We start from the raw sequence: 18501 nt of genomic DNA on the forward strand, positions 1-18501 counted from the left end.
GCGCCATGGCAGGTTTCCGTCGGTCCTTCGCGCGCCTGTCCGCCCTGCTGCTGTCGACGGGACTGTTGTCGGCTGCACTTCTCCTCGCGGCGTCGCCCGCCGGTGCCGCATCGCCGGACGACGTCGTCTCGGTCGAAACCCTCGACATCACCCGCTACGCCGGCGAGTGGCACGAGATCGCGCGGCTGCCGATGTTCTTCCAGCGCAAGTGCCTGCGCGCCGTGACCGCCCAGTACACCCTGCGCGACGACGGCCTGGTCGGCGTGGTCAACCGCTGCCGCACCGAGGACGGCGATCTGCTGGAGGCCGAGGGTGTCGCCCGGCGCGATCCCGCCCGTGCCGGCCAGTTGGAAGTGCGCTTCGCGCCCGACTGGCTGTCCTGGCTGCCGCTGACCTGGGCCGACTACTGGGTGATCGCGCTCGATCCCGACTACCAGTGGGCGATGGTCGGCGAGCCGGGGCGCGAGTACCTGTGGATCCTGTCGCGCACGCCGGACATGGACCGGGCGCGGTTCGAGGCGCTCAAGGCGAAGGCCGAGGCCATGGGCTACGACCTGGCGCCGCTGATCACGAGCGGGCCGCTGCGCTGACCGCCGGGAAGCTGCGGGGCACGGCCGCAACCGCGGCTGACCCGGCCGTCGCCGGCCAACCTACCGGGGCGTACGGTCCGGGCGCGGGCCGCGCTACCATGGCCGGATTCCCGGTCCCGGAGCAGGCGATGCAGCGTTGGAAGGTTCGAGCGACGGCGGCGATGCTCGCCGCGATGACCCTGGCGATGGCCGGCTGCGCCGGCGGCCCGGTGCGCCGGGTCTCGGAACCGGCGGCCAGCATCCAGCAGCTCGCGGTCGGCCCCGACGGGCGCTGGACGGTGGAACTGCGGCTCCAGAACTTCAGCAACGTCGCGATGCGCTTCGACAAGGTCGACCTGACCCTGCGCGCCGGCACCGAAGAAGCCGGCAAGCTGAGCGCAACGCCGGCGCTGACCGTCGGTCCGGAAACCGCCGACATCACGACCGTCACCCTCGACCCCGCCGCCGGCGCGCGGATCGTCGTCGCCGGCGCGCTGGCCGACCACCGCAACCTCGACTACGTGCTCGAAGGCACGCTCACCGCCGGCGCGCAGGACAAGAAGGCACACGAGTACAAGGTGCGCCGCGCCAGCGCGCTGAGCCCCGTCCCCGGCCTGCCCGGCACGCTGCGCTGACGTTTCCGGGGCGCCTGCGGCGATTTCGCCGCCGATGCACCCGCTCCGTTTCATCCTTCCCATCACCGATTCCTCCAACGAATTCATTCGCAGACGATGAACGCCTACAAAGCCCCGCTCGCCGATATCCGTTTCGCGCTGTTCGACGTGCTCGACAGTGAAGCCGCCTTCACCCGCCTCGGTTTCGCCGATGCCAATCGCGAACTGGTGGACGCCATCCTCGAGGAAGGCGCGCGCTTCACCGAAACGGTGATCGCGCCGCTGAACCACATCGGCGACGAACAGGGCTGCTCGCTGGACAAGGCCACCGGCAAGGTGACCACGCCGCCGGGCTTCCGCGAGGCCTACGCGCAGTTCGCCGAGAACGGCTGGTGCGGCCTGACCTCGCCGACCGAGTTCGGCGGCCAGGGCATGCCGCATGCGGTCGGCGTGCCGGTGAAGGAGATGATCGACGCCGCGAACCTGGCGTGGGGCAACTTCCCGCTGCTCTCGCACGGCGCCACCGAGGCGCTGATGCACCACGGCGAGGACTGGCAGAAGGAGGTCTTCCTCAAGCCGATCGTCGAAGGCCGCTGGACCGGCACGATGTGCCTGACCGAGCCGCACTGCGGCAGCGACCTGGGCCTGCTCAAGACCCGCGCCGTGCCCAACGGCGACGGCAGCTACGCGATCACCGGCACCAAGATCTTCATCACCGCCGGCGACCACGACTTCACCGACAACATCGTGCACCTGGTGCTGGCGCGCCTGCCGGATGCGCCGGCCGGCAGCAAGGGCATCTCGCTGTTCATCGTGACCAAGGTGAAGGTCGACCGCGAAGGCAAGCTCGGCGAACAGAACGCCGTCCGCTGCGGCGCGCTGGAACACAAGATGGGCATCCACGCCTCCGCGACCTGCGTGATGAACTTCGACGGTGCGGAAGGCTGGCTGATCGGCGAGCCGCACAAGGGCCTGATGGCGATGTTCACCATGATGAACACCGCGCGCCTCGCGGTCGGCCTGCAGGGCCTTGGCCTGTCCGACCGCGCGTACCAGAACGCGCTGCGCTACGCCCGCGAACGCCTGCAGATGCGCTCGCTCACCGGCGCGAAGAATCCCGACAAGCCGGCCGATCCCATCCTCGTGCATCCGGACGTGCGCCGCATGCTGCTGACCCAGAAGGCACTGATCGAAGGCGGCCGTCTGCTCGGCTACCACGGCGCGTCGCTGGTCGACGTGGTCGCGCACGATCCCGACGAGCAGACCCGCAAGCGCGCCGACGCGCTGCTGGGCTTCCTCACCCCGATCGTGAAGGCCTGCCTCACCGAATGGGCGATCGAGTGCACGTACCACGCGCAGCAGTGCTTCGGCGGCCACGGCTACATCCACGAGCACGGCATGGAGCAGCTGGCGCGCGACGCCCGCATCACCACGCTGTACGAAGGCACCACCGGCATCCAGGCGCTGGACCTGATGGGCCGCAAGGTGATGCAGCTGCAGGGCGCCGGGCTGCAGGTGTTCCTCGGCATGATCGAGGAGTTCTGCGCGGCGCAGTCGGGCAACGACGCGCTGGGCGAATTCGTCGGCCCGCTGCGCGAGGTGGCGCAGGAGTGGCAGGCGCTGACGATGCAGATCGGCAAGCGCGCCATGGCCGACGCCGACGAGATCGGCGCCGCGGCGTGGGACTACCTGTTCTACTCGGGCTACGCTGCCCTCGCCTACTGGTGGGCGCGCAGCGTGGCCGCGGCCGATGCCTCGTCGCAGCCGCAGGCGTTCAAGGACGCCAAGCGCGAGACGGCGCGGTTCTACTTCGCGCGCCTGCTGCCGCGCACCCGCACGCACGCGGCGGCCATCGCCAGCGGCACTGCGCCGCTGATGTCGCTCACGGACGCCGGTTTCGGCGACTGATCGGCGGTCGATCGGCGGTTGCGCCGCAGGGGCGCCGTGCGTCCCCACGGCGTCATGAAATGGGTATAAGCTCGGCTTCCATATGGAGGCCGACACACCCGCGTTGTGCCCGATCCCCGGGGATCCCCGCCCCGGCCCGCCCGACCGCGGCGTTCTCGCCGTCCCGGAGGGCGACGCCCTCCCCGTCCCTGCATTTCCCGCCTCTGCGGCGCATGCCTGCGGTCCCGAAGCCGCGCTCGTGCGGCTGGACAGCGTGCGCCTGCTCTCGCTGGACGCGCACGGCCGCGTGCTCGACTGGATCAGCTGGCAGGACGCCGCCTGCCTCTATGCCCGCGACGCGGTGGCGTGGACGCTCGGCGACCCGTGCCTGCGCATCCACGGCGGCCTCAGCCGGCTGACCGGCGAACGCAGCGTGATGGAACTGCATCCGATCGTCGCCTCGCGCGGCCACGCCCGGGCGCACGCGCTCGATCCCACCCCGGCGCTGACCAACACCGCGCTGTTCGCGCGCGACCAGCACCTGTGCCTGTACTGCGGCAAGCATTTCAGCCGGCAGCTGCTGACCCGCGACCACGTGATGCCGATCTCGCGCGGCGGCCGCGACGTGTGGGAGAACGTCGTCGCCGCCTGCTTCCAGTGCAATTCGCGCAAGGGTGGCCGCACCCCGCAGCAGGCCTCGATGCCGCTGCTGGCGATCCCGTACCGGCCGAGCTGGATCGAGCATCTGATCCTTTCGAACAGGAACATCCTGGCCGACCAGATGGCGTTCCTGAAGACGCATCTGCCGAAGAATCCACGCGGCGTGTCGATCGTCAGCTGAGGGAACCGCACGCCGTTCCGTGCCGTGCGTCGCATTCCCCGGGTACCCAGGCCCGAAAAGTGACGCGCAGCGTTGAAAACGGTCGCAGCGCGCGCGTTGACGGGGAAAAACGGCTTCGCGACACTCTGCGATCGCGCAGAACGGGCTGACATCATGGCGTTGACGCTGGGCCTGACCGGCATGGATCAGGCGACCGAATCCGAGGTGAGGGCCGCCTTCGGGCACGCCTCCCGTCGCGTGCGGGGTTGGTCGCTGCTCTCGGAGAACGACGCCGACTACGTCATCGTCGACATGGACAGCATGTACGGCCCGATGAGCTGGCTGCGGCTGCACGCCGCAGGCAAGCACGTCATCGGCCTGACCGCCGCCCCGCGCACCCAGGCCGACTACCGCCTGCCGCGCCCGTTCGACGCCGACGCCCTGACCGTGCTGCTGAGCGAGATCGGTGGCGTGATCGAGGAAGAACCCGCGCCGCCGGCCCCGCCGGTCGCGCCCCCGCAGCCGGCGCAGGTCTCACCCGTACCCGTGCCGGCCCCGCCGGTCGCACCGCCGCCCGCGCCGATGCCTGCACCGCCGCCGGTCGCGGCGCCGGTCCAGCCGCCCGCGCAACCGCCGGCCCCGGCACCCGTGCCGCCGCCGACCATGGCGCCGCCTCTGCAACCTGCACCGCCCCCTGTCGCCGCGCCCGCACCGGCGCCCGCCGCACCGCCGATGGCACCGCCGGCCGCGGCGCCTGCGCCCGCCGCGCCCGCCGCCGCCGAGGAAGAGCCCGCGTTCGTTTCCGGCCGCAACACCCTGTTCTCGCAGTGGCTGCGCCCCGGCGCGCTCACCGGCCGCGCCCGCTACCAGAGTGGCCGCGGGCCGGCGCTGTTCATCGACTTCGTCCGCCGCGAGTACTTCGGCCCGACCACGCTCAAGCCGCTCGCCGAGTACTTCGTGGCGACCGTCGGTCTGCGCGATTTCGAGCAGCTGGACGACCGCGGCTGGAACGAGGCCATCGCCAAGCTCGGTGCCGCGCAGCCGCTGCAGCGCCTGCAGTGGTACGGCGGCCTGCTCGCCGGCGAGGGCCGGCTGCTGGCCGGCTACGACCCGGAAGGCAAGTTCGTGCTGGCGAAATGGCCGCAGACCGAACGCGAATACCCTCGCCACTTCCGCATCGCCACCGCGATGATGAAGGGCCCGCAGACGCTGGCCGAGATCACCGCCGCCAGCGGCGTGCCCGAGGCGGACGTGATCGACTTCGTCAACGCCAACCTGGCGACCGGCTTCGCCAGCCAGGTCGGCGAAGGGGCACCGCCACCGGCCGACGGCCGCGCGGCTGGCGGCCTGTTCGACCGCCTGCGCGGGCGCTGAACGACGATCCCGGCGTTTTGCCTGCCGGACGCGTTTGTTGCCGCTGCATGGCAGCCGGGGGGACAATAGGCCGTTGACCTCCGGACCTGCCCCATCGTGATCGACTCCGCGCGCTATCCGCGCCTTTCGCGCATCGCCACGCCCGCCGACCTGCGCCGGTTCCCAGAAGACGAACTGCCGGCCATCAGCGACGAACTCCGCGCCTACCTCATCGAGTCCGTCGGCCGCAGCGGCGGCCACTTCGGCGCCGGCCTCGGCGTGATCGAGCTGACCGTCGCCCTGCACTACCTCTACGACACCCCGAACGACCGCCTGGTCTGGGACGTCGGCCACCAGACCTACCCGCACAAGATCCTCACCGGCCGCCGCGACACCATCCACACGGTGAAGCAGAAGGACGGCGTCGCACCGTTCCCCAAGCGCGAGGAAAGCGAGTACGACACCTTCGGCGTGGGGCATTCGTCCACGTCGATCTCCGCCGCGCTGGGCATGGCGATCGCCGCGCAGCGCGCGGGCGACGAGAGCCGCAAGTTCGTCGCCGTGATCGGCGATGGCGCGATGACCGCCGGCATGGCCTACGAAGCGCTGAACCACGCCGGCGGCATGGACGAAGAACCCAGCCTGCTGGTGATCCTCAACGACAACCAGATGTCGATCAGCGAGAACGTCGGCGGCCTGACCAAGATGCTCGGCCGCATGACCGGCAGCCGCACGCTCAACGCGCTGCGCGAAGGCGGCAAGAAGCTGCTCGGCGACAAGCGCACCAGCGCGCCGGCGCGCTTCGTGCGCCGCTGGGAAGAGCACTGGAAGGGCATGTTCGTGCCGTCCACGCTGTTCGAGGAAATGGGCTTCCACTACACCGGCCCGATCGACGGCCACAACGTCGCCGACCTCGTCGCCACGCTGAAGACGCTGCGCACGCTCAAGGGCCCGCAGCTGTTGCACATCATCACGACCAAGGGCAAGGGCTACGAACTGGCCGAAGGCGACCAGATCGGCTATCACGCCGTATCGCCGTTCGATCCCGAGAAGGGCGTGATCGCCAAGCCCGGCGCGAAGAAACCGACCTACACCGACGTGTTCGGCGACTGGCTGTGCGACATGGCCGCGGCGGATCCGAAGCTGCTCGGCATCACGCCGGCGATGCGCGAGGGCTCGGGCCTGGTGCGTTTCAGCAAGGAATATCCCGACCGCTACTTCGACGTCGCGATCGCCGAGCAGCATGCGGTGACGCTGGCCGCGGGCATGGCCTGCGAAGGCGCCAAGCCGGTCGTCGCGATCTATTCGACGTTCCTCCAGCGCGGCTACGACCAGCTGGTGCACGACGTCGCGATCCAGGACCTCGACGTGCTGTTCGCGATCGACCGCGGCGGCGTGGTCGGGCCCGACGGCGCGACCCATGCCGGCAACCTCGACCTCAGCTACCTGCGCTGCGTGCCGAACATGGTGGTGATGGCGCCGGCCGACGAGAACGAATGCCGGCAGATGCTGACCACCGGCCATCGTCATCCGGGCCCGGCCGCAGTGCGCTACCCGCGCGGCACCGGCCCCGGCGTCGCGATCCAGCCGACGCTGGACACGCTGCCGATCGGCAAGGCCGAGGTCCGCCGCAAGGGCGCGCGCATCGCGCTGCTGGCGTTCGGTGCGCTGGTGCCTGCGGCGGAACAGGTGGGCGCGGAATTCGGCCTCACCGTCGTCAACATGCGCTTCGTGCGGCCGCTCGATCGCGCGCTGCTGCTGGAACTGGTGAAGACCCACGACGGTTTCGTCACGCTGGAAGACAACGTCGTCGCCGGCGGCGCCGGCTCGGGCGTGGCCGAACTGCTGTCGGCCGAGGGCGTCGTGATGCCGATCCTGCACCTCGGCCTGCCGGACGCGTTCCAGCATCACGCCAGCCGCGAACAACTGCTGGCCGAAGCCGGGCTGGACGTCGACGGCATCCGCAGTGCGGTGCTCGCGCGCTGGCCCGCGCTGGCGTCGACCGCGGAAGCGCCCGCCGCACGCGCGGCGGGCTGATCCGGAGGTCGGTTCGCTGGCGCGCCGGGAGGCCCGTCAGGGCTCCTCGATCGCGTACCCCCTGGCGGCCAGCTTCGCCAGGTAGCCGTCGCTGCTGAAGAGCTGGCTGGTGGGCAGCGTCGCGAAGGTCGAGGCGTTGCGATCCAGCGCCTTCTCCGCCGCCGCCATCCACGCCGCCTGCACGCGCGCCTCGATGTCGGCGAAGCCGAGCCGGCGCGCGGCCGCGTTGCTCGTCATCGCCTCGCCGCACGCGCGCCACTGGCTGGGGCCCTGCTTCGTGCGCAGCGTTTCGGTGTCGCCCTGCGCCCAGGCGTTGGCGCGTTCGACCATGCCGCCCAGATCGACGTCGATGCGCTCCATCGTCTTCGCGAAGCAGGCGGTGTCGTCCAGCGATTCGCCCGCGAACGTCTTCAACGCGCCCTTCGGGTCGGCGATCTTCACCGTGACCTTCGGATCGGTGACGGGCACGCGGCTGCGCTTGGCGGCCTTGCGCACGATGTCGTTCACCACCGAGTCCTCGCTCAGGCCGATCCGGCCGATCGCCTTCTGGTAGAGGTACAGCGCGGCGAACAGCGGGCGCCATTCCTCGACGTCGCGATCGGAGCCGATGTAGCGCGCCTTCAGCACTTCCCAGCGCGCGTACTGCGCCGGCGGCACGAGATCGCGCAGCAGCTTGCCGTCGGGGCTCTTGCGCATGCGCAGCAGCGACGGCAGGAGGGTCAGGCCGCGGAAGAAACCGACATCGGCGTCGAGCGTGGCGGACGGGGCGGCCAGCACTTCCTGCGATGCGGCGATCTTGCGCTCGACGTTCGCCGAATCCCAGTCCATGTGCTTCGGCAGCGGGCTTTCGACGCCGAGGATCCACAGCACGTGATCGCCCTTGCGTACCTTCCACAGGCCGGGACCGGGCTGGCGGCCGGTGACGACGATCGCATCAAGGTCCTGCGTGCCCATCGGCACCGCGGTCTCGGTCGACGGCATGCCGTCCTGGGGGGTGTCGTCCTGCGGAGGGGCATCCTGGGCGCAGGTCGCACCGGAGATCAGGACGAGGGAGAAAGCCAACAACGGCGCGAAGACCCGCGCGGACCACGTGACGCGAAGCGACATGCTTGTCACCTTCGGGGGAGGGGAGCGCAGTCTCCGACAAAACGAGGCGGCCTTCGCCGGGCCTCGCCGCCCGCATTCAGGAAGCCGATGGCTTGTGCGTCCGCACGGGCACGGCATCGTGCCGGAAGGACACGCCCTCCGCAGGCCGGTCCCGCGTCGCGCGACAGGGCGGCGAAGGCGCGGATGACCACCGCGCGCCGATGCGGGGACACGCCCCCGTTTTCTCCTACAATCGACCGGTCTCCGGGGGCGGATGTCGATGGACAAAGGGGAAATCACCGAAGAAGGCGCCGTGTTCGGCCCGTTCCGTCGCGTTTCGCTGCTGGGCGAAGGCAGCCACGGCACGGTGTGGCTCGCCCGCCAGGCGACGCCCCGGCGCGATGTCGCCCTGAAGATCCTCAACGGCAGCCTCGCCAGTCCCGAACTGGCGGCGCGCTTCCGCCATGAAGTCGAGCTGCTGGCCATGCTCGAACACCCCGGCATCGCGCGTCTGTACGAATCGGGCGCGGTCGACGGCCCGTCCGGGCCGGTGCCGTGGCTGGCGATGGAGTACGTCGACGGCCGCCGCCTCGATGTCTGGGCCGCCGCCGCACCGCCGCTGCGGGAACGCGTCCGCCTGCTGGAATCGCTGTGCCGCGCGGTGCATTTCGCCCACACCCGCGGCGTGATCCATCGCGATCTCAAACCGTCGAACATCCTCGTCGATGCGCAGGGACAACCGCGCATCATCGATTTCGGCATCGCCACCGCACTGGAACGCGGCGACCTCACCCGCGTGACCACCGCCGGCGCGGTGCTCGGCACGCTGCCGTACATGAGCCCCGAACAGCTCGACGGCAGCGCGCCAGCCGATCCGCGCTGGGACGTCTACGCGCTGGGCGTGATCGCGTACGAACTGCTGGGCGGCGCGCTGCCCTACCCCGGCCTCGCCGAGACCACATCGGTGGTGGCGGCGATGAAGCTCGTCGCCGCGCGCGCGCCGGTGCCGCTGGATCGCATCGCGCAGGAGACGCGCGGCGAGCTCGACACCGTGGTGATGAAGGCCATCGCCCACGATCCCGGCGATCGCTACGGCTCGGCCGCGGAACTCGCCGACGAACTGCGGCGCTGGTCGGAAGGCCGTCCGGTGGAAGCCGCACCGCCCGGGCTGTGGCGCACCTCGCGGCTGTTCGTGCGCCGCCACCGCGCGCTGTCGATCTCGGCGGCGATGATGATCGCGACGCTGGTCGTCGCGACCGTGGTGTCCACGCGCATGGCGCTGGCCGAAGCCGAAGCGCGACGCATCGCCGAACTGCGCCTGGCCGAACGCGACGCGGTCAACGACTTCCTCACCGACATGCTGCATTCGGCCGACCCCGAACAGGGCGCCGGCAACGACCTGCGCATGCGCGAGTGGCTGGCGATCACGCGCCAGGGCTACCTCAGCCGCGCATCGCGGCTGCCGGAAGGCGCGCGCATGGCGCTGGCGTCGACGCTCGGCACATCGCTGCTGCACCTCGGCGAAGCCTCGCAGGCGGCGGAACTGCTGGACACCGCCGATGCGCTGTCCACGCGCCTGCGTGGCGAATCGGCCTTCGACACACAGGCGATCCGCATCAACGCCGCGGCCGCGATCGATCCGAAGACGCATCCGGGCGAAGGCGAGAAGCGGCTGCGCGCCATCCTGCAGTCGGCGGAAACGCGTGGCGACGACCGGCTCGCAGTGCGCGCCGGCATCGCGCTGACCACGATGCTGGAAACGCAGGGCCGCATCGACGAAGCCCACGCGCTGGCCACGAAGACCGATGCGCGCGCGGCGCGCGCTCTCGGCGCGGACGATCCCGATGCGCTGACCGCACGCCACAACCGCGCCGGCCTGCTGAAATACCGCGGCGAATTCGCGGCGGCCGAACCGCTGGCGCGCGAGGTCTACCAGCGCAGGCGGGCAACGCTCGGCGCGCACCATCCGCTCACGCTGTACGCGTACAACCAGTTGGGCGGCATCCTCGACCGTCTCGGCAAGACCGAGCAGGCCGAGGCCATCTACCGCGAGACCTACGCCGCGCGGCGCGAGACGCTGGGGCCGCGGCATCCCAGCACGCTGGTCACGCTCAACAACCTCACCGCGCTGCTGATCCAGCGCGGCGCGCTGGCGGAAGCCCGTCCACTGCTGGACACGCTGGTGCAGGCGACCATCGAACGATTCGGCGACGACGCGCCGAACACGCTGATGGCGATGAACCAGCGTGCCTACGTGCTCGAAGACCTCGGCAAGCTCGACGAGGCCGAAGCGCAGCTGCGCGCCATCGTCGCCGTGCAGGAAGCGCAGGGCGGCGACGTGCATCCCGAACGGCTCGCGCCGCGCAGCAACCTCGCGATGCTGCTGTCGAAGCGGGGCCGCCACGACGAAGCGATCGCGACGATGCGCGCGGTGCTCGACGATGCGACCGGTGCGCTGGGCGCGGACCATCCCTACGTCGGCATCTTCCGCAGCAACTACGGCGAGATCCTCACCCATGCCGGCCGCAAGGCCGACGCACTGCGCGAACTGCGCGCGGCACAGGCCATCCTCGAAACAAACCTCGGCGCCGACCACGCCCGCACGCGCAAGAACCGCGAACGGCTGCGCGCGGCCGGAGACACCGCATGACGCGCTGGTGGCGACGACGCCCTGCCCCGCCCGCGCCGACGGACGAAACGCGCGAGCGACTGGCCGCACTGCAACGCCAGGTCGACCTCGCGCAGGCGCTGGAAGCCGAGCGCCGCCGCATCTACGACGACCTGCACGACGACATCGGCAGCCGCCTGCTCACGTTGCTGCATCGCGTGCGCGAACCGGAACACCAGCAATTGGTGCGCGAAGTCCTGCAGGACCTGCGCGCCATCCTCGCCCGCGAACGCGGCGTCGAAGGCACCCTGCTTGAAGCGCTGGCGCAGCTGCGCGAGGAAGCCGAACAGCGGCTCGACACGCGCGACATCGCGCTGGACTGGCGCCAGGCCGACGACCTGCCCGATCCGCCGCTCGATCCTGCGCAGGCCATGCACCTGTTCCGCATCGGCCGCGAAGCGATCACGAATGCCTTGCGCCACGCCGCGGCGCATCGGCTGCGGGTGGTGATCGACCGCGTCGGCAACGACCTCGTGTTCGAAGTGACCGATGACGGGCAGTTCGATCCCGCGCGCATCGGCAGCGGACGCGGCACCCGCAGCATGCAGGCGCGCGCCGAGGAACTGCACGGCGACATCCGCTGGCAGGCGGGCACGCTGGGCGGCACGAAGGTACGCCTGCGCTTTCCGCTGCCCGATGTCGCTCCCGCATCGACGGGATATCCGCCGCCGTCCGCCCCGGGGAGCATGGACCGATGAACGCGATCCCGGCACACGCGCTGATCCTGGAAGACCTGCCCGATGTCGCCAGCTGGCTGATCCGCCTGCTGGAACAACGGTTTCCCGGCGTGCAGGTGGCCTGCGCCGGCACGCTCGCGCAGGCGCGGCGGCAACTGGAAACGGGCCCGTCGCCCGACGTGGCGCTGGTCGACCTCGGCCTGCCCGACGGCAGCGGTGTCGACCTGATCCGCCGGCTCGCGATGGAGCATCCGCGCTGCGTCATCGTGGTCACGACCCTGTTCGGCGACGACGCGCACGTGTTCCCCGCGCTGCGCGCCGGCGCGCACGGCTACCTGCTGAAGGACCAGCCCGAGGAACGCCTCGGCGCCGCACTCGACGGCATCCTCCGCGGCGAACCGCCGCTGTCGCCGGCCATCGCGCAACGCCTGCTGCGCGTGTTCAACGCACCGCCCGAACCGCTGCACGCCGGCGCAGAACAGCTCACCGCGCGCGAACGCGAAGTGCTGGTGCTGGTCAGCAAGGGCTGCCGGCTGCCGGAACTCGCGGAACGGCTGGAAATCAGCCGCCACACCGTGTCCGACCATCTGAAAAGCATCTACCGCAAACTCAACGTCAACAGCCGCGCCGAAGCCGCGGTGGAAGCGGCGCGACTCGGCCTCGTCGCGCGCATCTGACGCGTACCCGCACCACGCGCACGACGATGCGCGGAGCCCGACGCCCCGCGCATCGCCACATCGCGACCTTCGCGGTCAGCAGCCCGACCAGTCGTCCTGCTTGCCCTTGGCGAGCAGGCTGTCGATCATCGGCACCAGGAAGCGCTCGCTCAACGCCACCACGTTCTCCGGCGCTTCGCCGGCCTTGATCTTCGCGAACTGCTTGCGCGCGCCCTCGAGCTCGTTGCAGATCTTCCGGCGCCCGTGCGCCTTGCCGTTGAGCGCATCGATGCCGTTGCACAGCCGCCGGAACGCATCCGAGGCATAGTTCGGCACCTGCGTCTTGTACATGCCGTACTGGAACATCTCGCCGTAGAGGCCGTCGCAGGCCTGCCCCAGTGCTTCCTGCGTGTTCACGCCCGGCCGGTCGTCGCGGAACGCCTGCACGAAACGCTCCGCGCGCGCGCTCCACAGCGCAGCGCCGCCCTCGGTGAATCCGCCCGCCATCGCCGCACCCGACCACGCCAGGCACAGGCCCATCGCCCACGCCGCCCCATACCGCATGCCACCTCGCCGCTTCATGATGTCTCCTCGAAAAAGGCCGCCGGAAAGGTCGATGGCGGCTGCGCCATCAAAGCCGGGCACGACCATCCGGAGCCACCCCGCAGATGCGGGATCGGGCGATCAGGAAGAGCGTGAAGGGCTTCGCGACGCCAGCCTGCGCGCAACGCAGGCTCAGCCGGGTAACCCCGTCGACAGCGGCGTCGCGGCCTGCCACTCGTCGACGAGATGCGCGATCCCGTGCGCCTTGCAGGCGAGGCCGACGAACACGGCGATCACCGACGGCGACGACCGCATCAGCTCGGCGATGTCGCCCGTCGCACTCGTGAACGACACCAGCAGGTCATCGCCTTCGCGCCGCGCACTCGTCCAGAAGCAACCGACCGCGACATGCCCCGGCGTCTTCGGCCGCAGGTCGGGATGCGCATGCCGGAACGCGAGCAACCCCGGATCCGGCGCGAACTCGAACGTCAGGCATTCCTCCGTCCCCGGCGCCGCAAGCAACCGCTGGAACATCGCCGCCAGCGCTTCGTCCACCGACGCCACGCCCTCGTCCGGCACCACGCAGTCCGCCAGCGCCGCTTGCAGCGCGGGCAGTTGCGCCGCGGGGAGGCTGAGGTCGCAGGAGAGGTGGTTGGACATGGAGTGGACGAGGGATGTCCGGGGATCGACGACGGGAGCATGTTAGCGTCGGGGAGGACTTGCATCGGCGACCGCGCGCGTCTCAGGCGCGAGGTCGCGCAGCGAGGCGTCGTCCATCGCCTTGGTGGTCCTGACCTTCGCACCGTGGGCGCGCTCGGCATGCAGCGCCGCGAATTCGCGGATGCCGATCACCGCGACGAAGCGGCGCGCGGAGTCATCGCAGACCTGCCAGACCTCGGGCGAGCAGCACACCGACGCCATCCCCTGTCGCCACGGTCGACGTCGATCGTGCATCGCCGGCACGGCATTGCGAGTCGACGCGGACGCGCCCGCAGACGAACGGGCAACAAAAAACCCCGGATCGCTCCGGGGTTTCGGATGACATTGCCAAGCGTGGCTCGGCTTGAATTTGGTCGGGGTAGCCGGATTCGAACCGACGACCACCAGTCCCCCAGACTGGTGCGCTACCAGGCTGCGCTATACCCCGGGTAGGTCGCGCATTGTACCCGCCGGGGCCGGGCTCGACCAGCCTGCGGGACGAATGCGCCGCGGCGCTTCAGCGCTTGAGCAGTTGCAGCACTTCTTCCAGTTCCATCCGCACCTGGCGGATGACCTGGGAGGACATGGCCGATTCCTGCTTCGCGCCCTCACCGTCCAACCGGAGGCGGGCGCCGCCGATGGTGTAGCCCTGTTCGTACAGCAGGCTGCGGATCTGGCGGACCATCAGCACGTCGTGGCGCTGGTAGTAGCGGCGGTTGCCGCGGCGCTTCACCGGCTTGAGGCTGGGGAACTCAGTCTCCCAGTAGCGGAGCACGTGCGGCTTGACGTCGCACAGCTCGCTGACTTCGCCGATGGTGAAGTACCGCTTCGCCGGAATCGGCGGGAGTTCGCGGTTGCTGCCGGGATCAAGCATCGACGCCTCCGCTGTAGGCCTCGACGCGTTCCTTCAGCTTCTGGCCCGGGCGAAAGGTCACCACGGTGCGCGCGGAGATCGGGATCTCCTCGCCCGTCTTGGGGTTGCGGCCGGGGCGCTGGTTCTTGCGGCGCAGGTCGAAATTGCCGAACCCGGACAGCTTGACCTGACGCCCCTGTTCCAGGGCTTCGCGGAGGACGTCGAAGAAGGCGTCCACGAATTCCTTGGCTTCGCGCTTGTTCAGTCCGACTTCGTCGAACAGACGCTCCGCCATTTCCGCCTTGGTCAATGCCATTCGTTTCCCCCGGAACGAGCCCTGATCAGTTCACGCGACGGCCGTCTGGAGCCGGCCGGCGCATGACCTCATGCGCGGATTTCCGCCCCGTGTTCCCCCCGCAGTGCAGTCACCACGGCGGTCACCGCCGCGTCGACCTCGCTGTCAGTGAGAGTGCGTGATTCCTCTTGGAGAATCAAGCCCATAGCGAGGCTCTTGCATCCCGTTTCGACCCCCTTCCCGACGTACCGGTCGAACAGCCGGAGCGCGCGCAGGGACGGCCCCGCGGCGCGCTCGGCGGTGGCCCGCAGGGCGTCCCAGGACACCGTTTCCGGAACGACGAACGCGAGATCCCGGCGGACGGACGGATAGCGGCTGACCCCGGCGGCGCGCGGGATCGTGCGCTGCAGCAGCGGGACGAGGTCCAGCTCGGCCGCGACGACGCGGTGGTCGAGGTCCAGCGCCTTCAGCAGCCGCGGGTGCAGCTCGCCGATCCAGCCGATGACCGCGCCGTCGCGCAGGACGTCGGCCGAGCGGCCCGGGTGGCCCCACGGCGCGGTCGACGGCCGGTAGGCCAGCACGCCACCCGAAGCGGCGGCCAGGCTGTCCAGGTCGCCCTTGAGATCGTGGAAGTCGACCGGACGGGCGGCGACGCCCCACTGCTCGGCCGCAGCCGGACCGACTGCCACGAGCGCGACCCGGCGGGTCTCGCGCGGCGCCTCGCCGTCGGCGCCGAGGGCGAAGGTCTTGCCGATCTCGAACAGCCGGATCCGCGACTGCTGGCGGGCGGCGTTGCGGGCCAGCGCGGCGGTCAGCCCGGGCAGCAGGCGGGTGCGCATCACGCCGAGTTCGGCGCTGAGCGGGTTGGCCAGCGCGACGGCGCCGTCGGCGGCCTGCCAGGTCGCCAGCAGGTCGGCGTCGACGAAGGCATAGTTGATCGCTTCGAGATAGTCGCGGGCGACGAGCTGGCGGCGCACGGTCGCTTCGTCGAGCACGGTCTCGCTGCCGGCCGCGATGCGCGTGGCACCGCCGGGTAGCGAGGTCGGGATGGCGTCGTAGCCGTGGATGCGGGCGACTTCCTCGACGAGGTCTTCCTCGATCGCAAGGTCGAAGCGGCGGGTCGGCACGTCCACGGTCCAGCCGTCGGCCGTCGCGGCCACGCCCAGGCCCAGCGCGCGCAGGATGCGTTCGACCTCGGCGTCGGCCACGGTCGTGCCGAGCACTCGGGCGAGGCGCGCGCGACGCAGGCCGACGACCTGCGGCTTCGGCATATCGGCCTCGCGCACCGCGTCGATGACCGGACCGGGCACGCCGCCGGCGACGTCGAGGATGAGCTTCGTCGCGTATTCCACCGCGATCCGCGGCAGTTCGGGATCGACGCCGCGCTCGAAGCGGTGGCCGGCGTCGGTATGCATGCCGAGCTTGCGGCTGCGGCCGATGATCGCCGACGGAATCCAGTGCGCGGCTTCGAGGAAGACGCTGCGGGTGGCGTCGGTCACGCGCGTGTCGTGCCCGCCCATGATCCCGCCCAGCGCGACCGCGCGCGCGGCGCGGCCGCCGGTGCTGTCGGAGACGACGAGGAAGTCCTCGTCCAGCGCGACGGTGCGGCCGTCGAGCAGCTTCGTTTCCTCACCGGCGCGCGCGGGGCGCACCACGACCGGCGCCTGCAGCGTGTCCTTGTCGAACGCGTGCATCGGCTGGCCGAGCTCCAGCATCACGTACTGGGTCACGTCGACGAGGAAGCTGATCGGGCGCACACCGCTGCGGCGCAGGCGCTCGGCCATCCACAGCGGCGTCTTCGCGGTGGCGTCGACGCCGTCGATCACGCGGCCGGCGAAACGCGGCACCTTCGCGCCGGCGTCGAGCTCGACCGCCATCGTCGCATCGCTCGCAGCCGGCACCGACTTGGCGGCGAGCGGTTCGACCACGCTGCCGAGCGCAGCGGCGACGTCGAACGCGATGCCGCGCACGCCGAAGCAGTCGGCGCGGTTCGGCGTGAGCTTGAGTTCGATCGCGGCGTCGGGCAGACCAAGGTACTCGCCCAGCGGCGCACCGATCGGTGCGTCGTCGGGCAGTTCCAGCAAGCCGGAGGCATCGGCGTCGATGCCGAGTTCCTTCGCCGAGCAGAGCATGCCGTTGGACGCGACGCCGCGCAGCTTCGCGGCCTTGATGGTGAGCGTACCGACGGTGGTGCCGATGGTGGCGAGCGGCGCGACCAGGCCCGGGCGCGCGTTCGGCGCGCCGCAGACGATCTGCAACAACCCACCCTGCCCCGCATCGACCTGGCAGACCTGCAGGCGATCGGCCTCCGGATGCTTCGCGCATTCGACGATGCGCGCGACGACCACGCCGTCGAGCGCGGCGCAGAGCACCGTCAGCTCCTCGACTTCCAGGCCGATCGCGGTCAGCGTCGCCGCGAGCGTCTCGCGCGAGGCGTCGGTCTTGACGTGTTGCCGCAGCCAGTTTTCGGAGAATTTCATGCGTTGAAACCCTTGTTTCGCCGTAGGGTGGGCCTTGGCCCACCGTCATGATCTTTCGGATGCATCGACATTGATCGGAACCGTTTCGCCGTGCGTGCAACGCGAACGGAACCACCGCAATGGCGGGCCAAAGGCCCGCCCTACGCCTGCGTCACGCGAACTGGCGCAGGAAGCGCACGTCGTTCTCGAAGAAGTCGCGCAGGTCGTTCACGCCGTAACGCAGCATGGTGAAACGCTCGACGCCGAGGCCGAACGCGAAGCCGGTGTAGCGCTCCGGGTCGATGCCGACGTTGCGCAACACGTTCGGATGGACCATGCCGCAGCCGAGCACTTCCAGCCAGCGCGTCGAACCGTCCGGCTGCTGCCAGGCGATGTCGACTTCGGCCGAGGGCTCGGTGAAGGGGAAGTAGCTCGGGCGGAAGCGCATCTCGAAGTCGCGCTCGAAGAACGCGCGCACGAATTCGGCGAGCGTGCCCTTGAGGTCGGCGAAGCTGGCGCGCTCGTCGACCAGCAGGCCTTCGACCTGGTGGAACATCGGCGTGTGCGTCTGGTCGCTGTCGCTGCGGTAGACCTTGCCGGCGGCGATCATGCGCAGCGGCGGTTGGTTGCCGAGCATGTAGCGCACCTGGCAGCCGGAGGTGTGCGTGCGCAGCAGGCGCGCGACGCCGCGACCGTCGGGCGGGAAATAGAACGTGTCATGCATCGCCCGCGCCGGGTGGTGCGGCGGAAAATTCAGCGCCTCGAAGTTGTGCCAGTCGTCCTCGATCTCGGGACCGTCGGCCATTTCATAGCCGAGGCGGCCGAAGATCTCGGCGATGCGCTCCAGCGTGCGCGACACCGGATGCAGGCCGCCGCGATCGGCGTCGCGGCCCGGCAGGGTGACGTCGATGGTTTCGCCGGCGAGACGCGCGTCGAGCGCTGCGTCGTCGAGCGCGATCTTGCGCGCCGACAGCGCGTCGCCGAGGGCGTCTCGGGCGCGGTTGATGGCCTCGCCCGCCGCCTTGCGCTGGTCCGCGGGCAGCGCGCCCAGGGATTTGAGCTGCGCGGTGATGCTGCCCTGCTTGCCCAGCAGCGCGACGCGCAAGGCTTCCAGCGCGTCCGGGCTGTCGGCGGCGGCGATGTCCGCCAGGGCCTGTGTCGAAAGCTGTTCGATATCGCTCATGTCCGACTCGTTGCTGCTGCCTGCGCCCCAAAACGAACATGGGGAAGGACTTGCGCCCTTCCCCATGCATGGTTCGATGTCCGTCGCACCGAACCCGCAGCG

General features: G+C 70.4%; 17 protein-coding genes and 1 tRNA gene. 9 read left to right on the forward strand and 9 right to left on the reverse strand.

Going from position 1 to position 18501, the window contains the following annotated elements:
* The first annotated feature begins 5 nt into the window (after positions 1-5).
* From ACT53R_RS01620 to dxs, 6 genes are all read left to right on the forward strand, one after another.
* On the forward strand, positions 6-590 hold the full coding sequence (locus ACT53R_RS01620; protein WP_476170083.1) for a lipocalin family protein: 585 nt from the start codon (positions 6-8) through the stop codon (positions 588-590).
* Between the two features lie 128 nt (positions 591-718).
* Positions 719-1204, forward strand: coding sequence for an LEA/WHy family protein (locus ACT53R_RS01625; protein ID WP_476170084.1), 486 nt, complete (start codon positions 719-721; stop codon positions 1202-1204).
* A gap of 96 nt (positions 1205-1300) precedes the next feature.
* The gene (locus ACT53R_RS01630; protein ID WP_476170085.1) at positions 1301-3091 is read left to right on the forward strand and encodes an acyl-CoA dehydrogenase C-terminal domain-containing protein; all 1791 of its coding nucleotides are present in this window, start codon (positions 1301-1303) and stop codon (positions 3089-3091) included.
* A 238-nt stretch (positions 3092-3329) separates the two neighbouring features.
* On the forward strand, positions 3330-3911 hold the full coding sequence (locus ACT53R_RS01635) for an HNH endonuclease (RefSeq protein ID WP_476170086.1): 582 nt from the start codon (positions 3330-3332) through the stop codon (positions 3909-3911).
* A 153-nt stretch (positions 3912-4064) separates the two neighbouring features.
* Positions 4065-5264, forward strand: coding sequence for a hypothetical protein (locus ACT53R_RS01640; RefSeq protein WP_476170087.1), 1200 nt, complete (start codon positions 4065-4067; stop codon positions 5262-5264).
* Positions 5265-5360: 96 nt separating this feature from the next.
* Positions 5361-7280 (forward strand): 1-deoxy-D-xylulose-5-phosphate synthase, encoded by a 1920-nt coding sequence (dxs, locus tag ACT53R_RS01645; RefSeq protein WP_476170088.1) that lies wholly within the window; start codon positions 5361-5363, stop codon positions 7278-7280.
* A gap of 36 nt (positions 7281-7316) precedes the next feature.
* Here the strand turns inward: dxs and ACT53R_RS01650 are convergent, their stop codons facing one another.
* Complete coding sequence (locus ACT53R_RS01650) at positions 7317-8387, reverse strand: TraB/GumN family protein (RefSeq protein ID WP_476170089.1); 1071 nt, start codon at positions 8385-8387, stop codon at positions 7317-7319.
* 259 nt (positions 8388-8646) lie between these two features.
* Between ACT53R_RS01650 and ACT53R_RS01655 the strand changes: the two genes are divergently transcribed.
* Genes ACT53R_RS01655 through ACT53R_RS01665 form a run of 3 tightly spaced genes read left to right on the forward strand, consistent with a single transcriptional unit; the run spans position 8647 to position 12388 of the window.
* Positions 8647-11016, forward strand: coding sequence for a serine/threonine-protein kinase (locus tag ACT53R_RS01655; protein ID WP_476170090.1), 2370 nt, complete (start codon positions 8647-8649; stop codon positions 11014-11016).
* Positions 11013-11732 carry a sensor histidine kinase gene (locus tag ACT53R_RS01660; protein WP_476170091.1) on the forward strand — a complete coding sequence of 240 codons (720 nt, stop codon included), beginning with the start codon at positions 11013-11015 and terminating at the stop codon, positions 11730-11732. The genes ACT53R_RS01655 and ACT53R_RS01660 overlap by 4 nt, the downstream gene beginning before the upstream one ends.
* On the forward strand, positions 11729-12388 hold the full coding sequence (locus tag ACT53R_RS01665) for a response regulator (RefSeq protein ID WP_476170092.1): 660 nt from the start codon (positions 11729-11731) through the stop codon (positions 12386-12388). Before ACT53R_RS01660 ends, ACT53R_RS01665 begins: the two co-directional genes overlap by 4 nt.
* A 75-nt stretch (positions 12389-12463) precedes the next feature.
* Here the strand turns inward: ACT53R_RS01665 and ACT53R_RS01670 are convergent, their stop codons facing one another.
* From ACT53R_RS01670 to pheS, 8 genes are all read right to left on the reverse strand, one after another.
* Positions 12464-12949: a hypothetical protein gene (locus ACT53R_RS01670; protein ID WP_476170093.1), complete on the reverse strand. Its 486-nt coding sequence runs from the start codon at positions 12947-12949 to the stop codon at positions 12464-12466.
* A gap of 153 nt (positions 12950-13102) precedes the next feature.
* A complete protein-coding gene (locus ACT53R_RS01675; RefSeq protein ID WP_476170094.1) occupies positions 13103-13570 on the reverse strand; it encodes a hypothetical protein in 468 nt (155 codons plus the stop codon).
* Between the two features lie 42 nt (positions 13571-13612).
* Positions 13613-13822, reverse strand: a complete 210-nt coding sequence (locus tag ACT53R_RS01680) for a hypothetical protein (RefSeq protein ID WP_476170095.1) — start codon at positions 13820-13822, stop codon at positions 13613-13615.
* 158 nt (positions 13823-13980) lie between these two features.
* Positions 13981-14057, reverse strand: a tRNA-Pro gene (locus ACT53R_RS01685).
* A 69-nt stretch (positions 14058-14126) separates the two neighbouring features.
* Positions 14127-14483, reverse strand: coding sequence for a MerR family transcriptional regulator (locus ACT53R_RS01690; protein WP_476170096.1), 357 nt, complete (start codon positions 14481-14483; stop codon positions 14127-14129).
* Positions 14476-14778: an integration host factor subunit alpha gene (locus ACT53R_RS01695; protein ID WP_476170097.1), complete on the reverse strand. Its 303-nt coding sequence runs from the start codon at positions 14776-14778 to the stop codon at positions 14476-14478. The genes ACT53R_RS01690 and ACT53R_RS01695 overlap by 8 nt, the downstream gene beginning before the upstream one ends.
* Before the next feature lie 68 nt (positions 14779-14846).
* Entirely contained in the window at positions 14847-17237 is a 2391-nt protein-coding gene (gene pheT, locus ACT53R_RS01700; RefSeq protein WP_476170098.1) for a phenylalanine--tRNA ligase subunit beta, read from the reverse strand.
* A gap of 151 nt (positions 17238-17388) precedes the next feature.
* Positions 17389-18399 carry a phenylalanine--tRNA ligase subunit alpha gene (pheS, locus tag ACT53R_RS01705; RefSeq protein ID WP_476170099.1) on the reverse strand — a complete coding sequence of 337 codons (1011 nt, stop codon included), beginning with the start codon at positions 18397-18399 and terminating at the stop codon, positions 17389-17391.
* Positions 18400-18501 lie beyond the last annotated feature (102 nt).

Source organism: Lysobacter sp. DMC104 (assembly GCF_056313665.1).

Excerpts from the sequence above, each read along its gene's own strand:
- ACT53R_RS01620 (WP_476170083.1), top strand. The coding sequence starts at position 6 with ATGGCAGGTTTCCGTCGGTCCTTCGCGCGCCTGTCCGCCCTGCTGCTG.
- ACT53R_RS01625 (WP_476170084.1), top strand. The coding sequence starts at position 719 with ATGCAGCGTTGGAAGGTTCGAGCGACGGCGGCGATGCTCGCCGCGATG.
- ACT53R_RS01630 (WP_476170085.1), top strand. The coding sequence starts at position 1,301 with ATGAACGCCTACAAAGCCCCGCTCGCCGATATCCGTTTCGCGCTGTTC.
- ACT53R_RS01640 (WP_476170087.1), top strand. The coding sequence starts at position 4,065 with ATGGCGTTGACGCTGGGCCTGACCGGCATGGATCAGGCGACCGAATCC.
- ACT53R_RS01650 (WP_476170089.1), bottom strand. The coding sequence starts at position 8,387 with ATGTCGCTTCGCGTCACGTGGTCCGCGCGGGTCTTCGCGCCGTTGTTG.
- ACT53R_RS01655 (WP_476170090.1), top strand. The coding sequence starts at position 8,647 with ATGGACAAAGGGGAAATCACCGAAGAAGGCGCCGTGTTCGGCCCGTTC.
- ACT53R_RS01660 (WP_476170091.1), top strand. The coding sequence starts at position 11,013 with ATGACGCGCTGGTGGCGACGACGCCCTGCCCCGCCCGCGCCGACGGAC.
- ACT53R_RS01665 (WP_476170092.1), top strand. The coding sequence starts at position 11,729 with ATGAACGCGATCCCGGCACACGCGCTGATCCTGGAAGACCTGCCCGAT.
- ACT53R_RS01670 (WP_476170093.1), bottom strand. The coding sequence starts at position 12,949 with ATGAAGCGGCGAGGTGGCATGCGGTATGGGGCGGCGTGGGCGATGGGC.
- ACT53R_RS01675 (WP_476170094.1), bottom strand. The coding sequence starts at position 13,570 with ATGTCCAACCACCTCTCCTGCGACCTCAGCCTCCCCGCGGCGCAACTG.
- ACT53R_RS01690 (WP_476170096.1), bottom strand. The coding sequence starts at position 14,483 with ATGCTTGATCCCGGCAGCAACCGCGAACTCCCGCCGATTCCGGCGAAG.
- ACT53R_RS01695 (WP_476170097.1), bottom strand. The coding sequence starts at position 14,778 with ATGGCATTGACCAAGGCGGAAATGGCGGAGCGTCTGTTCGACGAAGTC.
- pheT (WP_476170098.1), bottom strand. The coding sequence starts at position 17,237 with ATGAAATTCTCCGAAAACTGGCTGCGGCAACACGTCAAGACCGACGCC.
- pheS (WP_476170099.1), bottom strand. The coding sequence starts at position 18,399 with ATGAGCGATATCGAACAGCTTTCGACACAGGCCCTGGCGGACATCGCC.